General features: G+C 73.9%; 19 protein-coding genes. 10 read left to right on the forward strand and 9 right to left on the reverse strand.

What is annotated here, in order from left to right; all coding sequences use genetic code 11:
- Window positions 1–140: 140 nt before the first annotated feature.
- Window positions 141–731 carry an isochorismatase family protein gene (locus ACFVU7_RS14905; protein WP_388045322.1) on the reverse strand — a complete coding sequence of 197 codons (591 nt, stop codon included), beginning with the start codon at window positions 729–731 and terminating at the stop codon, window positions 141–143.
- A 467-nt stretch (window positions 732–1,198) separates the two neighbouring features.
- Here ACFVU7_RS14905 and ACFVU7_RS14910 point away from each other — a divergent pair, with 467 nt between their 5' ends.
- Window positions 1,199–1,657: a hypothetical protein gene (locus ACFVU7_RS14910; RefSeq protein WP_388045324.1), complete on the forward strand. Its 459-nt coding sequence runs from the start codon at window positions 1,199–1,201 to the stop codon at window positions 1,655–1,657.
- Between the two features lie 309 nt (window positions 1,658–1,966).
- Here the strand turns inward: ACFVU7_RS14910 and ACFVU7_RS14915 are convergent, their stop codons facing one another.
- The 3 genes from ACFVU7_RS14915 to ACFVU7_RS14925 all read right to left on the reverse strand — a co-directional run bounded on the left by ACFVU7_RS14915 (window position 1,967) and on the right by ACFVU7_RS14925 (window position 4,532).
- A complete protein-coding gene (locus ACFVU7_RS14915; RefSeq protein ID WP_387825417.1) occupies window positions 1,967–2,377 on the reverse strand; it encodes a hypothetical protein in 411 nt (136 codons plus the stop codon).
- 179 nt (window positions 2,378–2,556) lie between these two features.
- Window positions 2,557–4,008 carry a DUF4157 domain-containing protein gene (locus ACFVU7_RS14920; protein ID WP_388045326.1) on the reverse strand — a complete coding sequence of 484 codons (1,452 nt, stop codon included), beginning with the start codon at window positions 4,006–4,008 and terminating at the stop codon, window positions 2,557–2,559.
- 158 nt (window positions 4,009–4,166) lie between these two features.
- Complete coding sequence (locus ACFVU7_RS14925; RefSeq protein WP_388045328.1) at window positions 4,167–4,532, reverse strand: winged helix-turn-helix transcriptional regulator; 366 nt, start codon at window positions 4,530–4,532, stop codon at window positions 4,167–4,169.
- 94 nt (window positions 4,533–4,626) lie between these two features.
- Here ACFVU7_RS14925 and ACFVU7_RS14930 point away from each other — a divergent pair, with 94 nt between their 5' ends.
- Window positions 4,627–5,466: an SDR family oxidoreductase gene (locus ACFVU7_RS14930; protein WP_388045329.1), complete on the forward strand. Its 840-nt coding sequence runs from the start codon at window positions 4,627–4,629 to the stop codon at window positions 5,464–5,466.
- 65 nt (window positions 5,467–5,531) lie between these two features.
- On the opposite strand, the gene ACFVU7_RS14935 is transcribed toward ACFVU7_RS14930, so the two are convergent.
- Entirely contained in the window at window positions 5,532–7,469 is a 1,938-nt protein-coding gene (locus ACFVU7_RS14935) for an ABC transporter ATP-binding protein (protein ID WP_380744684.1), read from the reverse strand.
- A 536-nt stretch (window positions 7,470–8,005) separates the two neighbouring features.
- Between ACFVU7_RS14935 and ACFVU7_RS14940 the strand changes: the two genes are divergently transcribed.
- A complete protein-coding gene (locus ACFVU7_RS14940) occupies window positions 8,006–8,818 on the forward strand; it encodes a hypothetical protein (protein WP_388045330.1) in 813 nt (270 codons plus the stop codon).
- A 128-nt stretch (window positions 8,819–8,946) separates the two neighbouring features.
- Here the strand turns inward: ACFVU7_RS14940 and ACFVU7_RS14945 are convergent, their stop codons facing one another.
- The gene (locus ACFVU7_RS14945; RefSeq protein ID WP_388045331.1) at window positions 8,947–9,528 is read right to left on the reverse strand and encodes a helix-turn-helix domain-containing protein; all 582 of its coding nucleotides are present in this window, start codon (window positions 9,526–9,528) and stop codon (window positions 8,947–8,949) included.
- A 297-nt stretch (window positions 9,529–9,825) separates the two neighbouring features.
- Between ACFVU7_RS14945 and ACFVU7_RS14950 the strand changes: the two genes are divergently transcribed.
- Both ACFVU7_RS14950 and ACFVU7_RS14955 read left to right on the forward strand, forming a co-directional pair.
- Window positions 9,826–10,623: an aldolase gene (locus tag ACFVU7_RS14950; protein WP_388045332.1), complete on the forward strand. Its 798-nt coding sequence runs from the start codon at window positions 9,826–9,828 to the stop codon at window positions 10,621–10,623.
- Window positions 10,623–11,525 (forward strand): dihydrodipicolinate synthase family protein, encoded by a 903-nt coding sequence (locus tag ACFVU7_RS14955; protein ID WP_380744691.1) that lies wholly within the window; start codon window positions 10,623–10,625, stop codon window positions 11,523–11,525. Before ACFVU7_RS14950 ends, ACFVU7_RS14955 begins: the two co-directional genes overlap by 1 nt.
- A gap of 73 nt (window positions 11,526–11,598) precedes the next feature.
- Here the strand turns inward: ACFVU7_RS14955 and ACFVU7_RS14960 are convergent, their stop codons facing one another.
- The 3 genes from ACFVU7_RS14960 to ACFVU7_RS14970 all read right to left on the reverse strand — a co-directional run bounded on the left by ACFVU7_RS14960 (window position 11,599) and on the right by ACFVU7_RS14970 (window position 14,120).
- A complete protein-coding gene (locus tag ACFVU7_RS14960) occupies window positions 11,599–12,246 on the reverse strand; it encodes a 2'-5' RNA ligase family protein (protein ID WP_049649113.1) in 648 nt (215 codons plus the stop codon).
- A 126-nt stretch (window positions 12,247–12,372) separates the two neighbouring features.
- The gene (locus tag ACFVU7_RS14965; protein ID WP_053111925.1) at window positions 12,373–13,155 is read right to left on the reverse strand and encodes an ABC transporter permease; all 783 of its coding nucleotides are present in this window, start codon (window positions 13,153–13,155) and stop codon (window positions 12,373–12,375) included.
- The gene (locus ACFVU7_RS14970; RefSeq protein WP_388045333.1) at window positions 13,152–14,120 is read right to left on the reverse strand and encodes an ABC transporter ATP-binding protein; all 969 of its coding nucleotides are present in this window, start codon (window positions 14,118–14,120) and stop codon (window positions 13,152–13,154) included. The genes ACFVU7_RS14965 and ACFVU7_RS14970 overlap by 4 nt, the downstream gene beginning before the upstream one ends.
- Before the next feature lie 164 nt (window positions 14,121–14,284).
- Here ACFVU7_RS14970 and ACFVU7_RS14975 point away from each other — a divergent pair, with 164 nt between their 5' ends.
- The 5 genes from ACFVU7_RS14975 (at window position 14,285) to ACFVU7_RS14995 (ending at window position 17,833) form a co-directional block, all read left to right on the forward strand.
- Entirely contained in the window at window positions 14,285–15,568 is a 1,284-nt protein-coding gene (locus tag ACFVU7_RS14975; protein ID WP_388045335.1) for a sensor histidine kinase, read from the forward strand.
- The gene (locus ACFVU7_RS14980; protein ID WP_388045336.1) at window positions 15,565–16,263 is read left to right on the forward strand and encodes a response regulator; all 699 of its coding nucleotides are present in this window, start codon (window positions 15,565–15,567) and stop codon (window positions 16,261–16,263) included. Before ACFVU7_RS14975 ends, ACFVU7_RS14980 begins: the two co-directional genes overlap by 4 nt.
- Before the next feature lie 142 nt (window positions 16,264–16,405).
- Window positions 16,406–17,017 carry a hypothetical protein gene (locus ACFVU7_RS14985; protein WP_049649109.1) on the forward strand — a complete coding sequence of 204 codons (612 nt, stop codon included), beginning with the start codon at window positions 16,406–16,408 and terminating at the stop codon, window positions 17,015–17,017.
- Window positions 17,018–17,108: 91 nt separating this feature from the next.
- Window positions 17,109–17,375: a hypothetical protein gene (locus tag ACFVU7_RS14990; protein WP_388045337.1), complete on the forward strand. Its 267-nt coding sequence runs from the start codon at window positions 17,109–17,111 to the stop codon at window positions 17,373–17,375.
- Window positions 17,363–17,833 (forward strand): prolyl oligopeptidase family serine peptidase, encoded by a 471-nt coding sequence (locus tag ACFVU7_RS14995; protein ID WP_388045338.1) that lies wholly within the window; start codon window positions 17,363–17,365, stop codon window positions 17,831–17,833. Before ACFVU7_RS14990 ends, ACFVU7_RS14995 begins: the two co-directional genes overlap by 13 nt.
- The last annotated feature ends 40 nt before the right edge of the window (window positions 17,834–17,873 follow it).

Consider the following 17,873-nt stretch of genomic DNA (forward strand, 5'->3'; position numbering starts at 1 on the left):
TACCCTGGCCGCCCGCTGCCCCGGGGGTACCGCAACTCACCCGATCGAGGGCGTGTCAGCGGCTTCGGTGGACGCCTTCAGGCGTCCCGGTCCGCGTGGATCGGGCGGGCTCGCTCCACGGCGGGCCCGCCTCCCCACCGTCAGCCGACGACGACCGGCTCACCGGTCAACTCGACACCGGACCGGCCGAGTTCGGCGACGGCCCGGGCGGTGGTGTCGGCGGCGACGCCCGCGGTGTAGTCGAGCAGGACCCGGACGGCGAAGTCGGCCCGCACCCCGTCGAGCGCGGTGGCCTTCACGCAGTGGTCGGTGGCGATGCCGACCACGTCCACCTCGGTGACGTCCCGTGCGCGCAGCCAGTCCGCGAGGGCGGTCCCGTCCGAGGCGAAGCCCTCGAAACCGCTCTTGGAGGCGGAGTGCGCGCCCTTGTAGAAGACCTCGTCCACGATCGTCTCGGCCGTGGGCGCGAAGTCGGGGTGGAACTCGCCTCCTTCGGTGCCGACGACGCAGTGCACGGGGAAGGAGTCCTTGAAGTCCGGGTGGTCGGAGAAGTGGCCGCCCGGGTCGAGGTGGTGGTCGCGGGTGGCGACGACGTGCGTGTACTCGCGGCCGGCGGTGCGTTCGACGAGCTCGGCGATGGCGCGGGCCCTCCCGGCACCGCCTCCGACCGGAACGGCTCCGCCCTCGCAGAAGTCCTTCTGCACATCGACGACGATCAGTGCACGCCCCACGGCACAGGCCTTTCTCACGGGAGTCTCGGTCCCCCACCCGTGCCCTGCCGGACGGCGGCCCGCGCCTCCCGTGCGCGATGTTCACCCGGGCCGCGCAACCTCGGAGGTGCGGCTCCGCTCACCCGGACGGGAACCGGACCCGCTGTGGACCGGGCCGTCGGGGCACCTTCGGGGATTCCGGGCGGATCGGCGCATTCACGGCCATCAGCAATCAGAAGTGGTCAACAGCGGTTCACTACGGGGCAGTTCCGACCTTTCGGTCATGGCCGCCGATCGCGCTCCGTACTGTTGTGAAGCGAGCGCGCCCCGGTCGCCTTTCGACCCGCTTTGATCGCTGACTGTTACTATCCGGTGACAATTCGCCCATGATCGATGGGCGGCCCAGGACGTCCCCACAGATGGCAGAGCCCGAATCGCGGCATCCACGCCTTCGGGCGAGCAACCACCTCCCCCGGAAAGGGGTACCCGTGATCGTCTCCAAGCGGAACCGCCTGCGCCTGGCCGCCGTGGCCACCCTCAGCACCCTCGCCCTCGGCCTGGCGGGCACCGCCCTGGCGGCCGGCCCCACCGCCACCGACCCCGCGCCCGCCGGGCCGTCCGTCACCGCGCCGCCCGTCACGCCCCAGCCCGCCACCCCGCAGGCGGCGGCCACGCAGGCCACCATCACCGCCAAGCCGTCGGTCACCACGGTCCAGGCGTGGGAACTGTTCCGGGTCACCGGCACGACCACCGGGCTCAAGGCGGGGAGCACGGTGACCCTGCAGCAGAAGCAGGACGGCGCGTGGGTCACCCTGCCCGCCTCGGTGCCCACGACCAGCAGCGGCGCCTACTCGCTCGGCGTGAAGCTCGGCATCACGGGTCTGAACGAGCTGCGCATCGTCAGCGGGGACACCGCCTCCCCGGTCTTCACCGTCACCGTGCGCTGACACCGGTCACGGCCCCCTTCTCCGCGACTCGCGGCCCGGGACGGGCGGCACACCAGGAGCCACCCGCCCCGGGCCGAACACGAACTGCGCCTGGCCCTCGGCCTGTTCGACGCACTCGGTACACCCATCCAGAGGACCGGCGACAGCGCGGCACCACCGCCTCCCGGTCGAGCGGCGTACGGCCCGGGCATCCCCCGGTGCCGGGCCGTACGAGCACGCCGGGACCCGCACGGGGCACCGATCCGGCTACCCGGCCTCGGGGCCGGGCCACCTCGGCACGCCGTGCGGGTCGGCGTCGTGGAGTGCGGGTCAGCGCACCGTGACGGTGAACACGGGCGAGGCGGTGCTGCCGCTGACGATGCGCAGCTCGTTCAGGCCCTTGATGCCGAGCTTCACGCCGAGCGAGTAGGAACCCTTGCTGTTGGTGTGGACGGAGGCGGGAAGGGTGACCCACGCGCCGTGCTGCTTCTGCTGCAGGGTCACCGTGCTTCCGGCCTTGAGGCCGGTGGTCGTGCCGGTGACCCGGAAGAGCTGCCACGCCTGGACGGAGGAGACCGACGGCTTGGCGGTGATGCCGGCCTGCGCGGCGGCCGACTGGGCGGCGGACACGGGCTGGACGGCCGGGGTGGCCGCCATGGCGGTGCCCGCCAGCCCGACGGTGAGCGCGCTGAGGGTGGCCACGGCGGCCAGGCGCAGGGAGTTCCGCTTGGAGACGATCACGGGTGCACTCCTTTCACAGGAGGGTTCGGCCCGAGGCCCGATCGATGCGATCGACGTGACTCGGGCTCTGTCACCTATAGGGACGCCCCGCTCGGCATGTCGGTTGTGGACGGAACGTCACTTCCTTGTAACAGCAGTCGAGTTCGCCATCAGAGTCAGGGCAGACAGGCCAGGCCGGATCACATGAGCTTCCGGCTGCCGCCCTCCTTGTTCAGAGCACCCACGTTGATCGGCTGGAGGATGACGGTGATCGCGCCGGCCGAGAAGTGCTGCACCGGGCCGCCGGTGTTCCGCCCGTGGAAACTGTGCGGCAGCGCCTGCCCGTTGGTCGGGTCCGTGCCCGCCGTATACATGTCGACGATGCCCTCGTACCCCTGCCGGGCCTTGGCGTCGTTGCCGTCCGCGGCCTGCTCCACGGTGATCCGGTCGTCGCCGTCCTCGGCGACGACCGCCGCCACGTGGTAGGGCCACCCGCTGGTGTTGTCGGGGTGCTCGAAGTCCTCGTCCCACGCGGTCTCCACGATGGCGAACGCCTGGCCGGGGCCCGGCCGTTCCTCGCCGTTCGCGTTCGGGCCGCCGGGCCGGGCGTTCGCGTAGGCCGCCGCTCCCTGCGCGTTCTCCGCGTCGCCCAGGCCGAACTGGTGGCCGCCCAGGGCGAATTCGCTGGCGTCCTGCCCGAGGGCCAGCCGCTGCCGGTGCATGATCTCCTCGGCGGTGTGGGCACAGTCCGCGAGGAAGGACGTCTTCGGCTCGTACTCCGCGTACGTGCGTCCCGCGATCTGCCCGCTCTGCCCGGTGGCCTTGCAGTACCGGGGCGCCGGGGCGCCCTCCGCGACCCAGATGACGGTGGTGTCCGCCCCGGGATCGGCGGTCAGGAGGTAGAGGCCGTTCTGCGAGACCCGTGCGGGCCCCAACTCCTCGGTGGTGACCTGGGCGTAGCGCTGGACGGCCGTCGCGCCGGCGGCGCGCGCCGTACCCCGGGCCGTGGTGTCCGCCCTCCGCTGGACGGGGGCTTCTTCGAGGCCGTGGTCGCTCTGCTCGGGCACCCGGCTCATCACCCGGACCGCGTTGGCCTCGGCCTCGCGCTCGAAGCGGTCCCCGGGGTCGGAGACGCTCAGCCCGGACCCGTTGTCCGTCCCGGCCACCGGACCCTGGCGCTGCTGGATGACGTGCGTCAACTCATGGGCGAGGGTGTGCTTGTCAGCGCCGCCGTCGCCGATGACGACATGGCTGCCGGAGGTGTAGGCGCGGGCGCCCACCTCGGCGGCGGAGTCGCGGGCCGCGGATCCGGTGTGCAGACGGACGTCGGAGAAGTCGGCGCCGAAGCGGGATTCCATGTCCCGCCGCAGCGGTTCGTCCAGCGGCCTGCCCGGCGTGCGCAGCACGTCGTGCACGGCGGAGCGCTGCACCGGCTCCTCAGTGGGCGGCTGGTGGCCGCAGCCCGCGCCGTGCCGGTGCCCGTGCCCGCTCCGCTGGAGCATCCGGACGACGGCCGCGTTGCCGACGGTGCGCTGCAGTCCGAGGAGCTCGTCGGGCGCCTGGCTGCCCGGGGCCTCCCCGGACCGTGTGGCCGCGCTCCTGGGGGTGCGCTGCGGCTGCTTCTCGTCCTTCGTCGGCTCGTGCGCGTGCATGGAACTCCGCTCGTCGGGACGGCAGTTTCGTGGCGTTCCCCCTACATACCCGGTGCGGCGGTCGCGGGTAAGGGGCGCGAGGGCACGATGCACTGCCCGTACGGGCAACACGTCCGTCCCGACGAGCACCGACGGCCGAGCCCGACCCGGGCGAACCGTCAGCCGCGCGGCGGCAGCCGTCGGGTGATCCGGCCGAACAGGTCCTCCAGCGGCTCGCCGAGGTCCCGGCCGAACTCGGTCAGCCCGTAGGTGACCTGGGGCGGCGTCGTCGGCTCGACCTTCCGCCAGACCAGGCCGTCCTGGACCAGCGCGCGCAGGGTCTGGGCGAGCATCTTCTCGCTGATGCCCTGGATGCTCTCGCGCAGCTCGTAGAACCTGAGGTCGCTGGTCCGCAGGGAGATCAGCACCCAGATGCCCCACCTGCTGGTCACGTGGTCGACCATGTCGCGCGCGGGGCAGTCGGTGTGAAACACCTCATACCGCCGCCCGGTTTCGGCCTGCTTGTCCTGCGCACCTACCTCCATGTGCTGAGCTTACGTCAAGGTACGTCCTTACCAAGGGTTAGCCGCCGCTCCTAACGTGAAGGCCACAGAGTCCATCGGGCAAAAGGAGCTGACCATGATCGTGGTGACCGGGGCTACCGGGAATGTGGGCCGACCGCTGACGCGGGCGCTGGCGAAGGCGGGCCTGCCGGTGACGGCGGTGTCGCGGCACGCGGCGCCCGTGCCGGACGGTGTCCGCCACGTGGCGGCCGACCTGGCCGATCCGGCCGGCCTCGCACCGGCGCTGGCCGGGGCGGAGGCGCTGTTCCTGCTGCTGTCCGGCGACCTGCACGCCGCCGGAGCCGGCCCGGCCGACATCATCGGCCGGGCCGCGGCCGGCGGGGTCCGCCGGATCGTCCTGCTCTCCTCGCAGGGCGTGGCGACCAGGCCCTTCGGCCCGACGCGGATCGCGATGCGCGCGGTGGAGGACGCGCTGCGGGACTCCGGACTGGACTGGAGCATCCTGCGGCCGGGCGGCTTCGCCTCCAACGCCCTGTGGTGGGCCGAGTCCGTCCGCGCGCACCGGGTCGTCGCCGCCCCCTTCGGCGACGTCGGTGTGCCGATCGTCGACCCGGCGGACATCGCCGAGGTCGCGGCGGCCTGCCTGGTGGACGACCGGCACACCGGCGCCGTGTACGAGCTGACCGGCCCGGAGCTGATCACCCCGCGCCGGCAGGCGGAGGCCGTCGCCGCCGCGCTGGGCACGCCGGTGCGGTTCCACGACCTCACCCGCGACGAGGCCCGGGCCGCCATGGCCCGGAGCATGCCGGTGGAGCTCGCCGAGGACACCCTGGACATCCTCGGCTCCCCGAACCCCGCCGAGCTGCGCGTCAGCCCGGACGTGCGGCGGGTCCTCGACACCGCCCCGCGCAGCTTCGCCGACTGGGCCGCCCGGCACGCCGCCGCGTTCCGCTGAACCCGGTCGGCACCGCCGGAACGTCCAGGGCCTGTCGGTCCACTACCGGCACCGGATGCGGGAGTTCACGACGCGTCCTCCTCCGGCACAGCGCACCGGACCGCGGCACCTCCACGCTGAGTGGGAAGGCCGGTGCGCTCGTTCTGCAGGTCCCACAGTTCCCTGAACCGGCCGCCCTCCTCGGCCACCAACTCCGCGAACGTGCCCTCCTGGAGGACCTTCCCGTCCTCCAGGACGACGATCCGGTCGGCGACGGCCACGTTGGTGAGCCGGTGGGTGACCAGGACGACCGCCCGCTCCCGCGCGACCGCCCGCAGGTTCTGGAAGATCCTGTGCTCGGCGCGCGGGTCGAGGGCGGCGGTCGGCTCGTCCAGGACGAGCAGCCCGGCCTCGCGGTGGAACGCCCGGGCGATGGCCAGGCGCTGCCACTGGCCGCCGGACAGTTCCTCGCCGCCCATCCACTCCACCGCGAGCAGGGTGGACAGGCCCCGGCGGAGCCGGGCGACGACGTCGGCGGCCCCGGAGGCGTCGGCGGCGCGCAGCACCGCCGCGTCGCCCTCGGCGGTGGGCTGGCCCAGGGTGATGTTCTCGCGGCAGGTCAGCGGCCAGCGGGCGTAGTCCTGGGGGACGACGGCGACCTGGCGCCAGAGGGCGTGCGGGTCGAGGTCGCGGGTGTCGGCCGCGTCCCACCGCACCGCTCCGGCGTCGGGCAGGTAGAGCCCCGCGAGAAGCTTGGAGAGGGTGGTCTTGCCGGAGCCGTTCTCCCCCACCAGGGCCAGGATCTCGCCCCGTTCGACGTGCAGGTTCACCCCGTCCAGCGCCTTGCGGTCGGAGGCGGGGTAGGCGTAGTCGAGGTTCTCCACCGCGATCCGGTGCGGGGCCTCGGGCGTCCCGGTGCCGCGCTTGGGCCGGTGGCCGCCGGCGGTGTCGAGGAAGCTCGACCAGTCGTCCAGGTACATGCCGGTGCGGAAGAGGTCCGCGCCGTAGCCGACGATGCCGCGCAGGCTGGTGCTGACAGCGGTCAGGGCGAACACTGCCGCTCCGCCGCGCGGCAGGCTCATCCGGCCGGTGCTGACCAGCCACAGCATCGCCGCCCACACCACCGCGGTGCCGAGGCCGGAGGCGGCGGCCCCGATCACCGACACCCGGGCGCTCTGCATCGCCGCGCGGCGCGAGGTGGCGTCCAGCCGCCGGCCGACCTGGTCGTACTTGACGAGCAGGAACTCGCCCATGGTGTCGGAGCGGACCTGGTCGGCGTTGCGCTTGAGGTGGATGTACCAGCGCAGGTTCGCCATGATCCGGCGGTCGCCGACGGCGGCCCGGTTCGCCAGGAACTGCACCCGGGCGGCGTGCACCGACGCGATGCCCTGGGGCAGCGCCGCCAGCACCAGCAGCGGCAGGAGGGCGGGGTGGAGCACGGTCAGCACGCCGGCCGCGCCGAGGAGCGAGGCGAGGGAGGCGAGCAGGTTCTGCGCCTCTCCGACGATGTCCACGCAGACCTCGGCGCCGCGGTCGGCGGCCTCCAGTTCGTCGTTGTAGCCGGCGTGGTCGTAGGCGGTCAGTTCGGCCGCCACGGTGGCGCGCAGCACCGCGGCCTCCGCCTCCCGGGAGATGCGGGGCGACAGGTGGATGGTGATGGTCCGGATCGTGATGCCCAGCAGGGAGCGGGCGCCGGCCGCCGCCGCGATGACCAGGATCGACGGCGCCGCGCGGGTGAGCTTGTCGCCGACCTGCCCCGGGCCGAACAGGGCCGAGATGGTGCCGGTGGTCGCGAACAGGCCGGCCGCGCCGAGCACCGCGGAGACGGCCTGGCAGGTCAGGAGCAGCGCGACGGAGGTGCGGTCGATGCGCCAGCCGAGGCGGAAGGCGCGGACGACGAGCGCGGGCAGGCGGCGGGCCATCGCGCTGACGCTGATCGCCTCGATCGCCGCGATGCGGCGTCCGTCGGCGAGCCACTGCAGTTCCTCGTCGGCGGCCTCGGCCGACGCCGTCGTGGTGCTCAAGCGTTCGCCTCCTCGCGCGGAGCGGGGGCCAGCGGCAGGCGGGCCACCAGGGCCCCGGGGACGGGTGGGACGTGGATCGACGGGGCGGGGGAACAGGCCACAGATCCTCCAGGAGCGGAGCGGTGCGCGGACGTGCGGACTCACCGGCCCCGGCCGACAGGAAAGCTCAAGTAGCCTTTCCTCAGGCTGAGTTGACCGGTTCGACGGAGTCGTTACGGGCGGCTGGGCGTCCGATGATGGTGCTGTTCGAGCGCGGCGTTCAAGTGGATTCGCCTCCGGGCGAGCCCGGGTCGAACGGGGACTTTTCGAGCACGTTCCGGGCATGGTTCAGCGCATATGCCAAGCGGGCGGGCGGCGGACGGCCGTCGCCGGATTCACCCGTTCGGCTGGTCTGCCGCCCGAGGGGCTGCCGCGTCGCCAGGCCCCTGAGGCGGGTGGGGTGGCAGGAGTTGAGTACGGATACTCATGTCCCGGGCCAACTGGATCGGGCACGATGCTCACCGTCAGTGAGCTTGTGCGGAAGGGTTCTTGTGTCCATGGTCCGAAACAACGTCAGGATTCCCCTCGTGGTCGGCGCGGCCGCGATGGCCGCGGCCGTCGTCGCCGGGTGCTCCTCCGACCCCGGAGCGGGGTCGGAAACCGGCCCGGGAGCCGTCCCCGACAAACCGTCCGCGACCTCGGGCGGCGCCGGCTCCCCGGGTGCCGCCCCGACGTCCACACCGACGCTCCAGGCGTCCGGCGCCCCGGCGTTCGGCTCGCCCAGCAGTGCGCCGACCGGCCCGCCGATCCCCACCGGAGCCGCCCTGCGCGAGCTGCTGCCGACCACCGCCACGCTGCCCGCCGGGTGGCGGATCGAGGGCAACGGCAGCGAGAACGACTCCGGCACCTACGTCCTGGAGGAGCCGGCCAAGCCGGTCCTGCCCCAGGAGCCGTGCACCCAGATGCGCCTCGCCGGAAGCGTCCTCTCCCTGGACTACAGGGCCTCGGGCGCGACGAACGAGGTCTACGACGGCGAGAACAGGGTCGAGGTCTACCTGGGCGCCTACCACGCCGGCGACGCGGCCAAGCTGCTCGGCGAGATCCGGGCGTACGCGGACCGCTGCACGTCCTTCACCGGCAAGGGGATCGACGGGAAGGCGATTCCGCTGACCGTGACGCTGCAGCCGGTGCCTGGGCTCGGCGACGAGGCCGTCGACGTGAAGAAGGTACCCCAAGGCCCGTACCACAGCGAGGAGATCGTGGTGACGCGGCTCGGCGACCGGCTGCTGTTCCTCAGCGGCGACAACATCCTCGGCCGGCTGCCGAACCTCATGCAGCTGGCGGTGCCGCTGTCGAAGACCGCCAGGTGAGCGTCGGATGAGCGCCGGGTAGTCGGCCCGCCCGGGACGACGAGCCCCCGGGGCGGTGGCGCCGGCGGCGACCTCGGCGTCACCGCCCGCGGCGGAGCGCGAGCCCGGACAGGCGCGCCCGCCGCGGCTCAGGGCAGCCGGGAGTACGGGGGCCGGGCGTCGTCCGGAGCCCCGTGGTCGCTGGAGACCAGCAGGAGCACCGTGGCGCGCCGGGCCCCCAGCGAGCGCAGCCGGTGGGGCGTGGTGGCCTTGAGGTAGACGCAGTCGCCCGGGTCGAGCGTGATCGCGCGCGACGGCAGGACCAGTTCGACCCGCCCCTCGTGGACGAAGACGAACTCCTCGCCGGGGTGGTTCCGGAACGGGGCGGGGCCGTCGTCGAGCGGCGGGTAGAGCATGAACGGGGTCATGCCCTTGGCGCCGGCGTCGAGCGCCATCCCCTCGTAGCGGGTGCCGGGCTCGTCCGGGGCGGTCAGGGCCTGGCGCTCCGCGGCCCGGGTGACGGTGACCTCGCCCAGCTCCTCGGCCTCGGCGAAGAGGCTGTCCAGGGGGACTTCGAGGGCCTTGGCGAGGGAGGCGCAGACGGCGATCGAGGGAACGCTCTGGCCGCGTTCGACCTTCGACAGGTAGCTCTTGGTGACGCCGGACCGCTCGGCCAGCGCCTCCAGGGTCATCAGCCGTTCCTTGCGCAGCTGCCGCACCCGGTTGATCACTGGTTCTTCCTCTCCCGTGCCATCCACCTCCGATGACACACCGTGTCCTCTGGCGGGCCATGCTACGCCGCGGCGCCACCGGCCCACCCGGGAGGCCCCGCCCGCCGGCCGTCGCCCCGCCCACCCTCGCGACCCGTGCCGCCCTCCCCGCCCCTGCCGCCCTCGCTACCCCTGTCGCCCCTGCCGCCCTTGTCGCAGGAAACCTTGTGTCCTATGGTGAACAATGTTTCCTCCGGAGCCACGGCTCCGGACACAGGCCTGGCCGCCGGGGCGAGGCCGGAGAACCGGAGCACATACATGGCGAACACCCTGCAGGACTCGAAGGACGTCCTCGTCGACCGCGCCGCGCGGCAGATGGACCGGCACTTCGGGGACTCGACACTGACCACGCGCCAGAAGCTGGCGCTCACCTGCCGGATCGCGTACGACGGCGGCCACGACTCGGGGCTCGCCGGGCAGATCAGCTCCCGCGGGCGCGAGCCGGGCACCTACTACACCCAGCGCCTGGGCCTGGGCTTCGACGAGGTCACCGAGGACAACCTGCTCCTGGTGAACGAGGACCTGGAGGTCCTGGAGGGCACGGGCATGCCCAACCCCGCCAACCGCTTCCACTCCTGGATCTACCGGGCGCGCCCGGACGTCAACTGCGTCATCCACACCCACCCGCTGCACACCGCCGCACTGGCCATGCTCGAAGTCCCGCTGGTGGTCTCCCACATGGACACCACACCGCTGTACGACGACTGCGCCTTCCTCAAGGACTGGCCGGGCGTGCCGGTCGGCAACGAGGAGGGCGAGATCATCACCGCCGCCCTCGGCGACAAGCGGGCCGTCCTGCTGGCCCACCACGGCCAGCTGGTGACCGGCTCCACGATCGAGGAGGCGTGCACCCTGGCGCTGCTCATCGAGCGGGCCGCCCGCCTGCAACTGCTGGCGATGTCGGCGGGGACCATCCAGCCCCTGGACCCGGCGCTCGCCCGCGAGGCCCACGACTGGACCTCCACCGACCGGCGCAGCCGGGCGAACTTCGCGTACTACGCGCGCAAGGCACTGCGCACTCACCCCGACTGCGTCAACGGACAGGTGGACCTCTGATGGCCAATCCGCCCCTGCAGGGCATCATCTCCTACCCGGTCACCCCCTTCGACGCCGCCACCGGCGAGGTCGACCTGGCCGCACTGCGCGGGCTCACCGGCGACCTGGTCGCCGCCGGCAGCCACGCCGTCGCCCCGCTGGGCAGCACCGGCGAGAGCGCCTACCTGACCGGGAAGGAGTGGGACGCGGTCTGCGAGACCACCCTGGACGCGGTGGCCGGGCGGGTGCCCACCCTCGTCGGCGTCTCCCACTGGAGCACCGAGGGCACCGTCCGCCGCGCCCGGGTGGCCGCCCGCCACGGCGCCACCGCGATCATGGTGCTGCCCCAGGTGTACTGGAAGCTGACCGAGGACGAACTCGCCCGGCACTACGACGAGGTGGCCCGCGCCACCGACCTGCCGATGATGCTCTACAACAACCCCGGCACCAGCGGCGTGGACCTGCGCCCGGAGACGGTGGTCGCGCTCGCCCGGAAGATCCCCAACCTCACGATGGTCAAGGAGAGTTCGGGCGAGGTGTCCCGCTTCCGCGCCATCCGGGAACTGTCCGACGGAGAGCTGTCCGTCTACAACGGCAGCAACCCGCTCGCCCTGGACGCCTTCCGCGCCGGAGCCGCCGGCTGGTGCACGGCCGCCCCCTGCCTCGTCCCGCAGCCGGTGCTGGAGCTCCACGCCGCGGCCGTCGGCGGACAGCAGGAGCGCGCGGACGCGCTGTTGCGGGAGCTGCTGCCCTTCCTGCGGTTCATCGTCCGGCACGGCCTCCCCCGGACCGTCAAGGCGGGCCTGGAGATCCGGAACCGCCCCGCCGGGCCGCCCCGGCCGCCGCTGCTGCCGCTGCCCCCGGAGGAGACGGCGCAGCTGCGGGAACTGCTCACCGGCCTCCTCCCGCCCTCCGCCGCCTGACGGCGCCCGCCCCCACCGGCGCCCCTGTGCGAGGACACCGGTCCCCGCACAGGGGAGCCGGCACCATCAGGGCCTACGCGTCGAGCCGGACGGTGGCGACGGTGTCCCAGCAGATCCGCCACCCCGGCAGGTCCGCACCGGCCACCGGGACGCGCCGCCAGAACACCTCGTTGACGATGATCCGGTTCACGGTGAACGGGGCGTGGCCGGGCCGGACCCGGTGGATGGCCTGCGCCAGCTCGTCGCTGTCGGTGTCGGCGGCCGCGTAGGCGGCGGTGGTGTGGAGCACACCGAGCGGGTACGCGGTGGAGTCGGGGCCGAACACCCGGTGGACGGCGCCGCGGACGCGGTGCTGGAGGGCGGCGAGCTCGCCGTCGGGGTGGAGGTCGAGTCGGACGCCGGTGCGGTGGGCGAGCGGCGAGCCGGCCTGGAGGGCGATCGGCCCGCTCCCGGCCACCGCGGCCCGCAGCCGGTCGGCGAGGTCGCGGCGTTCGGCGTCGGTGACGGCGTCCGCCGGGGCGGAGGTGAGCATGTCGAGGGTGATGTGCGTCCGCTCGTCCGGCACCGGCAGGACGGGGAAGCCGGCCAGGGCCTCGCGCAGTCCGGCGAGGAGCGTGTGCAGGGCCGAGCCCGCCGGCAGGTCGGGCAGGGCGTACACCTGGAGGGCGCGCAGGCCGTCCGGCCAGGGCCGCTGTCCGAAGGTCGGGTGGAACGCTTTCACGTCGCCTCCTGCTGATCCGGTTCGGTGGCGGCCCGGCGGGGCGGCGGCCCGTCCGGGGTGAGGCTGTCGACCGTACGACGGGGTTCAGCGTACGGGCGGATCCCCCGCTCCGTACCGGCCCCGGCGTCAGGCGTCCCGGCGGGACAGGCCGAGGGCGGCCAGGGTGAAGGCGACGGCGAGGTAGCCGGCCAGGGCGGCGAAGCAGCCGACCGGGCCGAGGCGGTCGGCGCCCGCCGACGCGACCGTGGTGCCGAGGCCTTCGAAGACGCTCTGCAGGCCGAACCGTGACACCCCGTCGCCGAGCGGTGCCAGCAGCATCGGGGAGAGGAAGAACAGGCCGAACAGGGCGGCGACCGCGCCCGCCGTGTGGCGCAGGACGAAGCCGAGCGCGAGGCCGAGCAGGGCGAAGGCGGACAGGAACAGGCCGCAGCCGATCACGGCGCGCGCCACGCCGGGGGCGCCGAGCGGGACGGCGAGGTGGCGGCCGCTCAGGGCGCGCCGGCCGAGCAGGAAGGTCAGGAAGGCGAGCAGCTGCCCGAGCAGCGCCGAAACCCCGCCGACCACCAGGGCTTTGGCGACGAGCACCTGGCCGCGCCGGGGCACGGCCGCGAGGGTGGTGCGGATCTGGCCGGTGGTGTACTCGCTGGAGGCGGCCAGCGTGCCCAGGGTGCCGACGGCCAGCACGGCGACGTAGAAGCCGCCGGAGAAGCCGTAGCGGACCGGGTCGAAGCGCTCGCGTTGCTCGGCGCTCCAGGAGGCCCAGTTGTCGGCCGCGCTCGCGTAGTCGATCAGGCCGATGAACAGCGCGGCGGCCAGGGCCACGGCCGCCGCGAGCGGGGTCGCGCGGACGCTGCGCAGCTTGACCCACTCCCCGGCCAGGGCGCCCCGGGTGGTCGGTGCGGTGCTCATGCGGTCCTCTTTCCGGGAGTCGTGACGGAAGACGTGGCGGGAGTCATGACGGAAGACGTGGAGGTGGCCCGGTAGTCGACCGCTCCGCCGACGGCGTCCATGAAGGCCTGCTCCAACGAGGCCTGCCGGACGGTGAGTTCGTGGACACCGATGCCGTGCCCGGCGGCCAGTTCGCCGATGGCGGACGGCTCCAGGCCGACGACGGCCAGCGCTCCGGCGGGCTCCTCGCCGACGGAGGCCGCCCCGGCCGCGCGCAGCAGCCGGGCCAGCTCCGCCGGACGGGCGCAGCGCACCAGGACGTCGGTGCGGGCGTGCTCGGCGAGGAAGTCGGCCGTGGAGCGGTCCGCGACGAGCCGTCCGCGCCCGATGACCACCAGGTGGTCGGCGGTGAGGGCCGTTTCGCTCATCAGGTGCGAGGAGAGCAGGACGGTCCGCCCTTCGGCGGCGAGGTCGCGCAGGAGGGTGCGGATCCACTGGACGCCTTCCGGGTCCAGTCCGTTGACGGGTTCGTCGAGCAGCAGGACGGGCGGGTCGCCGAGCAGGGCGGCGGCGATGCCCAGGCGCTGCTTCATGCCGAGCGAGAAGCGCCCGGCCCTGCGCCGGGCCGCCGTCGCCAGACCGGTGAGTTCCAGCACCTCGCGGACCCGGCGGGGGCCGATGCCGTTGGTGACGGCGAGGCCGAGCAGGTGGTGGCGGGCGGAGCGGGCGGGGTGGACGGCGCCGGCGTCCAGCAGCGCGCCGACCTCGCGCAGCGGGTGGCGCAGCGAGGCGTACGGGCGGCCGTTGACGGTGGCCCGTCCCGCGGTCGGGGCGTCCAGGCCGAGGATCATCCGCAGGGTGGTGGACTTGCCGGAGCCGTTCGGTCCGAGGAAGCCGGTGACCCGGCCGGGGTGGACGGTGAACGTGAGTCCGTCCACGGCGAGGGTGCCGCCGTAGCGCTTGCTGAGGTCGCGTACCTCGATCATCGTGCTGCCTTTCCTTGTGGCGTGCCTCCACGCTCCCGTCCGCACCGGGGGCCGGGCCTCCCACCGTGGGCGGAATCCCGGCATCGGACGGGGGCCGGTCTCTGCCCGTGGTCGTAGGCCTGGGGGGCGATGCCCCGGCGGCGGGCCGCCGCTAGCCTGGGGCGATGTCCGACATCCCGCGCCCGCCGGTGACCGGAAGGCTCCGCCCCGGCCACTGGGTTCTGGTCGACCTGGCGGTCTCCCTGGCCCTGACCGTGCTCACCTGGCTGCGGGTGCTGGACGCCTACCGGGTGTTCGACCCGCACCACCGGGGCTACGCCGAGCCGACCACGGCCGAGCTGGTGACGGTGCTGGGGTGCGTGGTCGTCGTCGGCGCGGCGGCGGGCCTACGGCGGCTCGCGCCGGTGGCCGCCGCCGGGGTGGTGTTCGCCGCCTGGGTGGTGGTCGTGGCGGTGGCCGGACGGCTGACCATCGCCAACCTGGCCGGGTTCCAGGTGGTGCTCGCCGCCGCGATGACGGTCTACCTGGTCGCGGCGGTCGGCGCGCCGCGGGTCGGCGCGGCCGCGCTGGCGTTCGGGCTGGTGGGCGCCGGGCTGAGCGGGTTCGGCTCGCGGGAGCTGTGGAACAACCTGGTGTTCGCCGCGCTGGCGGTCGTCACCGCCTGGGCGCTCGGCAGCGCGGCGGCCCGCTACCGCGCGTACGGGGCGGAGCTGCGCCGCCACCAGCTGGACCTCGCCAGGGCCGAGCTCGCGGAGGAGCTCGCCGAGGAGCGGATCCGGCTGGCCCGGGAGCTGCACGACGTGATCGCGCACAGCATGAGCGTGGTCAACGTCCAGGCGGGGTACGGCCGTTTCGTGATCGGCCGGGATCCGGCGAAGGCCGAGCAGGCACTGGACGCCATCCAGGCGGTGAGCCGGGACGCGATGGTGGAGATGCGCGGCCTGCTCACCGTCCTGCGCGGGGCCCCGGCCGAAGGCGCCGACCGTGGAGCGGGCGCCGAGTTCGCCCCCGCGCCCCGACTCGCCGACCTGGAACGGCTGGTGGCCACCAGCGCGGAGGCCGGGGTGCGGGTCGAGCTGCGGGTCGGCGGCCGGGTCCGGCCGCTGTCGGACGGCGTCGAGCTGTCGGCGTTCCGGATCGTCCAGGAGGCGCTGACCAACGTGGTCAGGCACGCGCGCACCGACTCGGCCCGGGTGGACGTGGCGTACGAGGACGACCGGTTGGTGCTGGAGGTGACCGACCCCGGGTGCGGCACGCCGGTCGTCGCGACGGGCGGCATCGCGACAGGCGGCATCGCGACAGGCAGCGGCGGGCACGGCCTGGCCGGGATCGCCGAACGGGTCGGCCTGTACCGGGGCCGCCTGGAGGCCGGGCCGGGCCCGGACGGCGGCTTCCGGGTCCGGGCCGTCCTGCCGCTGGCCGAGGCCGCGGTCGAGGCCGCGTCATGACGGCGGCCGGGGAGCGCTCCGCCCCGCCGATCCGGGTCGTGGTCGCCGACGACCAGGCGCTGGTCCGGGCCGGCCTGGCCGGGATCGTGGCCGCCGCCGACGGGTTCACCGTGGTGGGCGAGGCCGCCGACGGCGCGCAGGCCGTCCGGCTGGCCCGCACCGAGCACCCGGACGTGGTCCTGATGGACATCCGGATGCCGGGCACCGACGGCCTCGCGGCCACCCGGCGGATCACCGCCGAGAGCGGCGTACGGATCCTCGTCCTCACCACCTTCGACCTGGACGAGTACATCTACGGCGCGCTGCGCGCCGGAGCCTCCGGCTTCCTGCTCAAGTCCACCCCGCCCGAGGACCTGCTGACCGCGATCCGGGTGGTCGCCGCCGGGGAGGCGCTGCTCGCCCCGAGCGTCACCCGTCGGCTGATCCGCGCGTTCACCGCCGCCTCCACCGGCCCCGCCGAACCGCCGGCGGACGGCGACGGCGAGCGGCAGCGGGTCCTCCAGGCCGTCACCGGACGGGAGTTGGAGGTGCTCACGCTGATCGGCCGCGGGCTCACCAATGCCGAGATCACCGAGCGGCTGTGCGTCAGCACGGGCACGGTCAAGACCCACGTCGGCCACCTGCTGGCAAAGCTCGCCGCCCGCGACCGCGTCCACCTGGTGATCACCGCCTACCGGGCGGCCCTGGTCGCCTGACAGCCGCCCCGGGCTCCTGGACCCCGCCACCCGTGACAGCGGGTGATGACGCTACTCGGCGCAGCGGGTTTGCCGCCCGTCAGCGGGCCCGGAACGCTGGGAGCCCGGGGGGAGCCACCCGCCACACCAGGAGTCCCCGCAGATGTCCCCGAAAACCGTCGCCGCCCTCGCCGCGGGCCTCGTCGGCACCATAGCCCTCGCCCACGTCGCCTTCGCGGGCGCCCCCGTCACCCTGAACATGGCCACCGGCAGCGCCGAGTGCACGCTCACCTGGGCGAAGCCCGGCATCACCTTCAAGGCCCTCACACCCGGCGGCAACGCCGCGTCCTTCCGGGACGTCGACGCCACCGGGACGGTCACCATCGACCTCACCTCCGTCGGCAACCCCGTCACCCTGGCGAACTCCGTCTACATCCGGACGGCGGCCAAGGGCGGCTTCACCCTGACCGACGCCTCCGGCCACTACGTGCAGGTCTCGAACCTCGAAGGCAGCCTCTCCGGCGACAGCACGTTCGTCGTGCAGACCAGCAGCGATCCCGCCGGCACCCGCCTCCCGGTGTACAACATCCCCACCCGGCCCCGGATCAGCCCGGACGTGCAGTCCGTGCTGCCGCCGCGCGTCAACCTCGCGCTCTCCGACATCTGGATGAGCGTCCTGCCCGAGTTCGCCACCGTCATGAACCAGACCTTCGGCGACGGCACCCTCCGGCCCGGCGACCAGCTCGGCACCTGCACCGCCCGGACCACCTCCTGACGCGGCCGCCACCGGGCGATACCGGGGCGCCGACCGGGTACAGGTGACGGGGGCGGCCCCGCCCCTGACCCGGCGTCCGGGAGGAAACCCCATGTCCGCACCGTTCCAGCACCGCCGGTTCGCCGTCGACGACGACGGCAACGACCTGGGGTACCTGCTGTCGCTGCCGGACGGTTACCAGGACGGGCCCGGGCCGTGGCCGCTGCTGCTCTTCCTGCACGGCGCCCTGGAGCGCGGCGAGGACCCGGCGGTCCTGGCCGCGCACGGCCCGGTCCGGCAGATCGCCGAGGGGCGCGGCTGCCGTTCGTGGTGCTGGCCCCCCAGTGCCCGGCCCACAGTTCCTGGGTGGCGGAGCTGAGCAGCCTCGCCGCCCTCCTGGCGGAGGTGGAGCGGGAGGTCCGGATCGATCCGGACCGCCGGTACGTGACCGGCCTCAGCATGGGCGGCACCGGCTCGTGGGCGCTCGCCGCCCGGTACCCGCGCCGGTTCGCCGCCGCCGTACCGGTCTGCGGCTCCTGGCTGCGGGAGTCCGCTCCGCGCCTGACCGCCGTCCCCGTCTGGACCTTCCACGGCGAGGAGGACGAGGTCATCCCGGTCTCGCACACCGAGCGCCTGGTCGACGCGCTGCGCGCACTGGGCGGCCCGGTGCGGTTCACCCGCTACCCGGGGGTCGGCCACGACTCCTGGACCCGGACGTACGACGACCCCGAGGTCTACGACTGGCTGCTCGCCCAGTCCCGCCCCGGCGATCCCACCCTCCGAACGGTCCCCGCCCCCACCGCGGCCGCCGCGGACAGCCACGTGGAGCCCGCTTAGGCCTATGGCCGAGGTCCGCTCGCCCAGGGCCCTCGGCTGA

It is taken from the genome of Kitasatospora sp. NPDC058046 (genome assembly GCF_042885595.1).
Lineage (GTDB): Bacteria > Actinomycetota > Actinomycetes > Streptomycetales > Streptomycetaceae > Kitasatospora.

Bases quoted from the DNA above. Each gene is read 5' to 3' on its own strand.
- ACFVU7_RS14920 (WP_388045326.1), bottom strand. From the start codon at position 4,008: ATGCACGCGCACGAGCCGACGAAGGACGAGAAGCAGCCGCAGCGCACC.
- ACFVU7_RS14925 (WP_388045328.1), bottom strand. From the start codon at position 4,532: ATGGAGGTAGGTGCGCAGGACAAGCAGGCCGAAACCGGGCGGCGGTAT.
- ACFVU7_RS14930 (WP_388045329.1), top strand. From the start codon at position 4,627: ATGATCGTGGTGACCGGGGCTACCGGGAATGTGGGCCGACCGCTGACG.
- ACFVU7_RS14940 (WP_388045330.1), top strand. From the start codon at position 8,006: ATGGTCCGAAACAACGTCAGGATTCCCCTCGTGGTCGGCGCGGCCGCG.
- ACFVU7_RS14950 (WP_388045332.1), top strand. From the start codon at position 9,826: ATGGCGAACACCCTGCAGGACTCGAAGGACGTCCTCGTCGACCGCGCC.
- ACFVU7_RS14955 (WP_380744691.1), top strand. From the start codon at position 10,623: ATGGCCAATCCGCCCCTGCAGGGCATCATCTCCTACCCGGTCACCCCC.
- ACFVU7_RS14965 (WP_053111925.1), bottom strand. From the start codon at position 13,155: ATGAGCACCGCACCGACCACCCGGGGCGCCCTGGCCGGGGAGTGGGTC.
- ACFVU7_RS14970 (WP_388045333.1), bottom strand. From the start codon at position 14,120: ATGATCGAGGTACGCGACCTCAGCAAGCGCTACGGCGGCACCCTCGCC.
- ACFVU7_RS14975 (WP_388045335.1), top strand. From the start codon at position 14,285: ATGTCCGACATCCCGCGCCCGCCGGTGACCGGAAGGCTCCGCCCCGGC.
- ACFVU7_RS14980 (WP_388045336.1), top strand. From the start codon at position 15,565: ATGACGGCGGCCGGGGAGCGCTCCGCCCCGCCGATCCGGGTCGTGGTC.
- ACFVU7_RS14985 (WP_049649109.1), top strand. From the start codon at position 16,406: ATGTCCCCGAAAACCGTCGCCGCCCTCGCCGCGGGCCTCGTCGGCACC.
- ACFVU7_RS14990 (WP_388045337.1), top strand. From the start codon at position 17,109: ATGTCCGCACCGTTCCAGCACCGCCGGTTCGCCGTCGACGACGACGGC.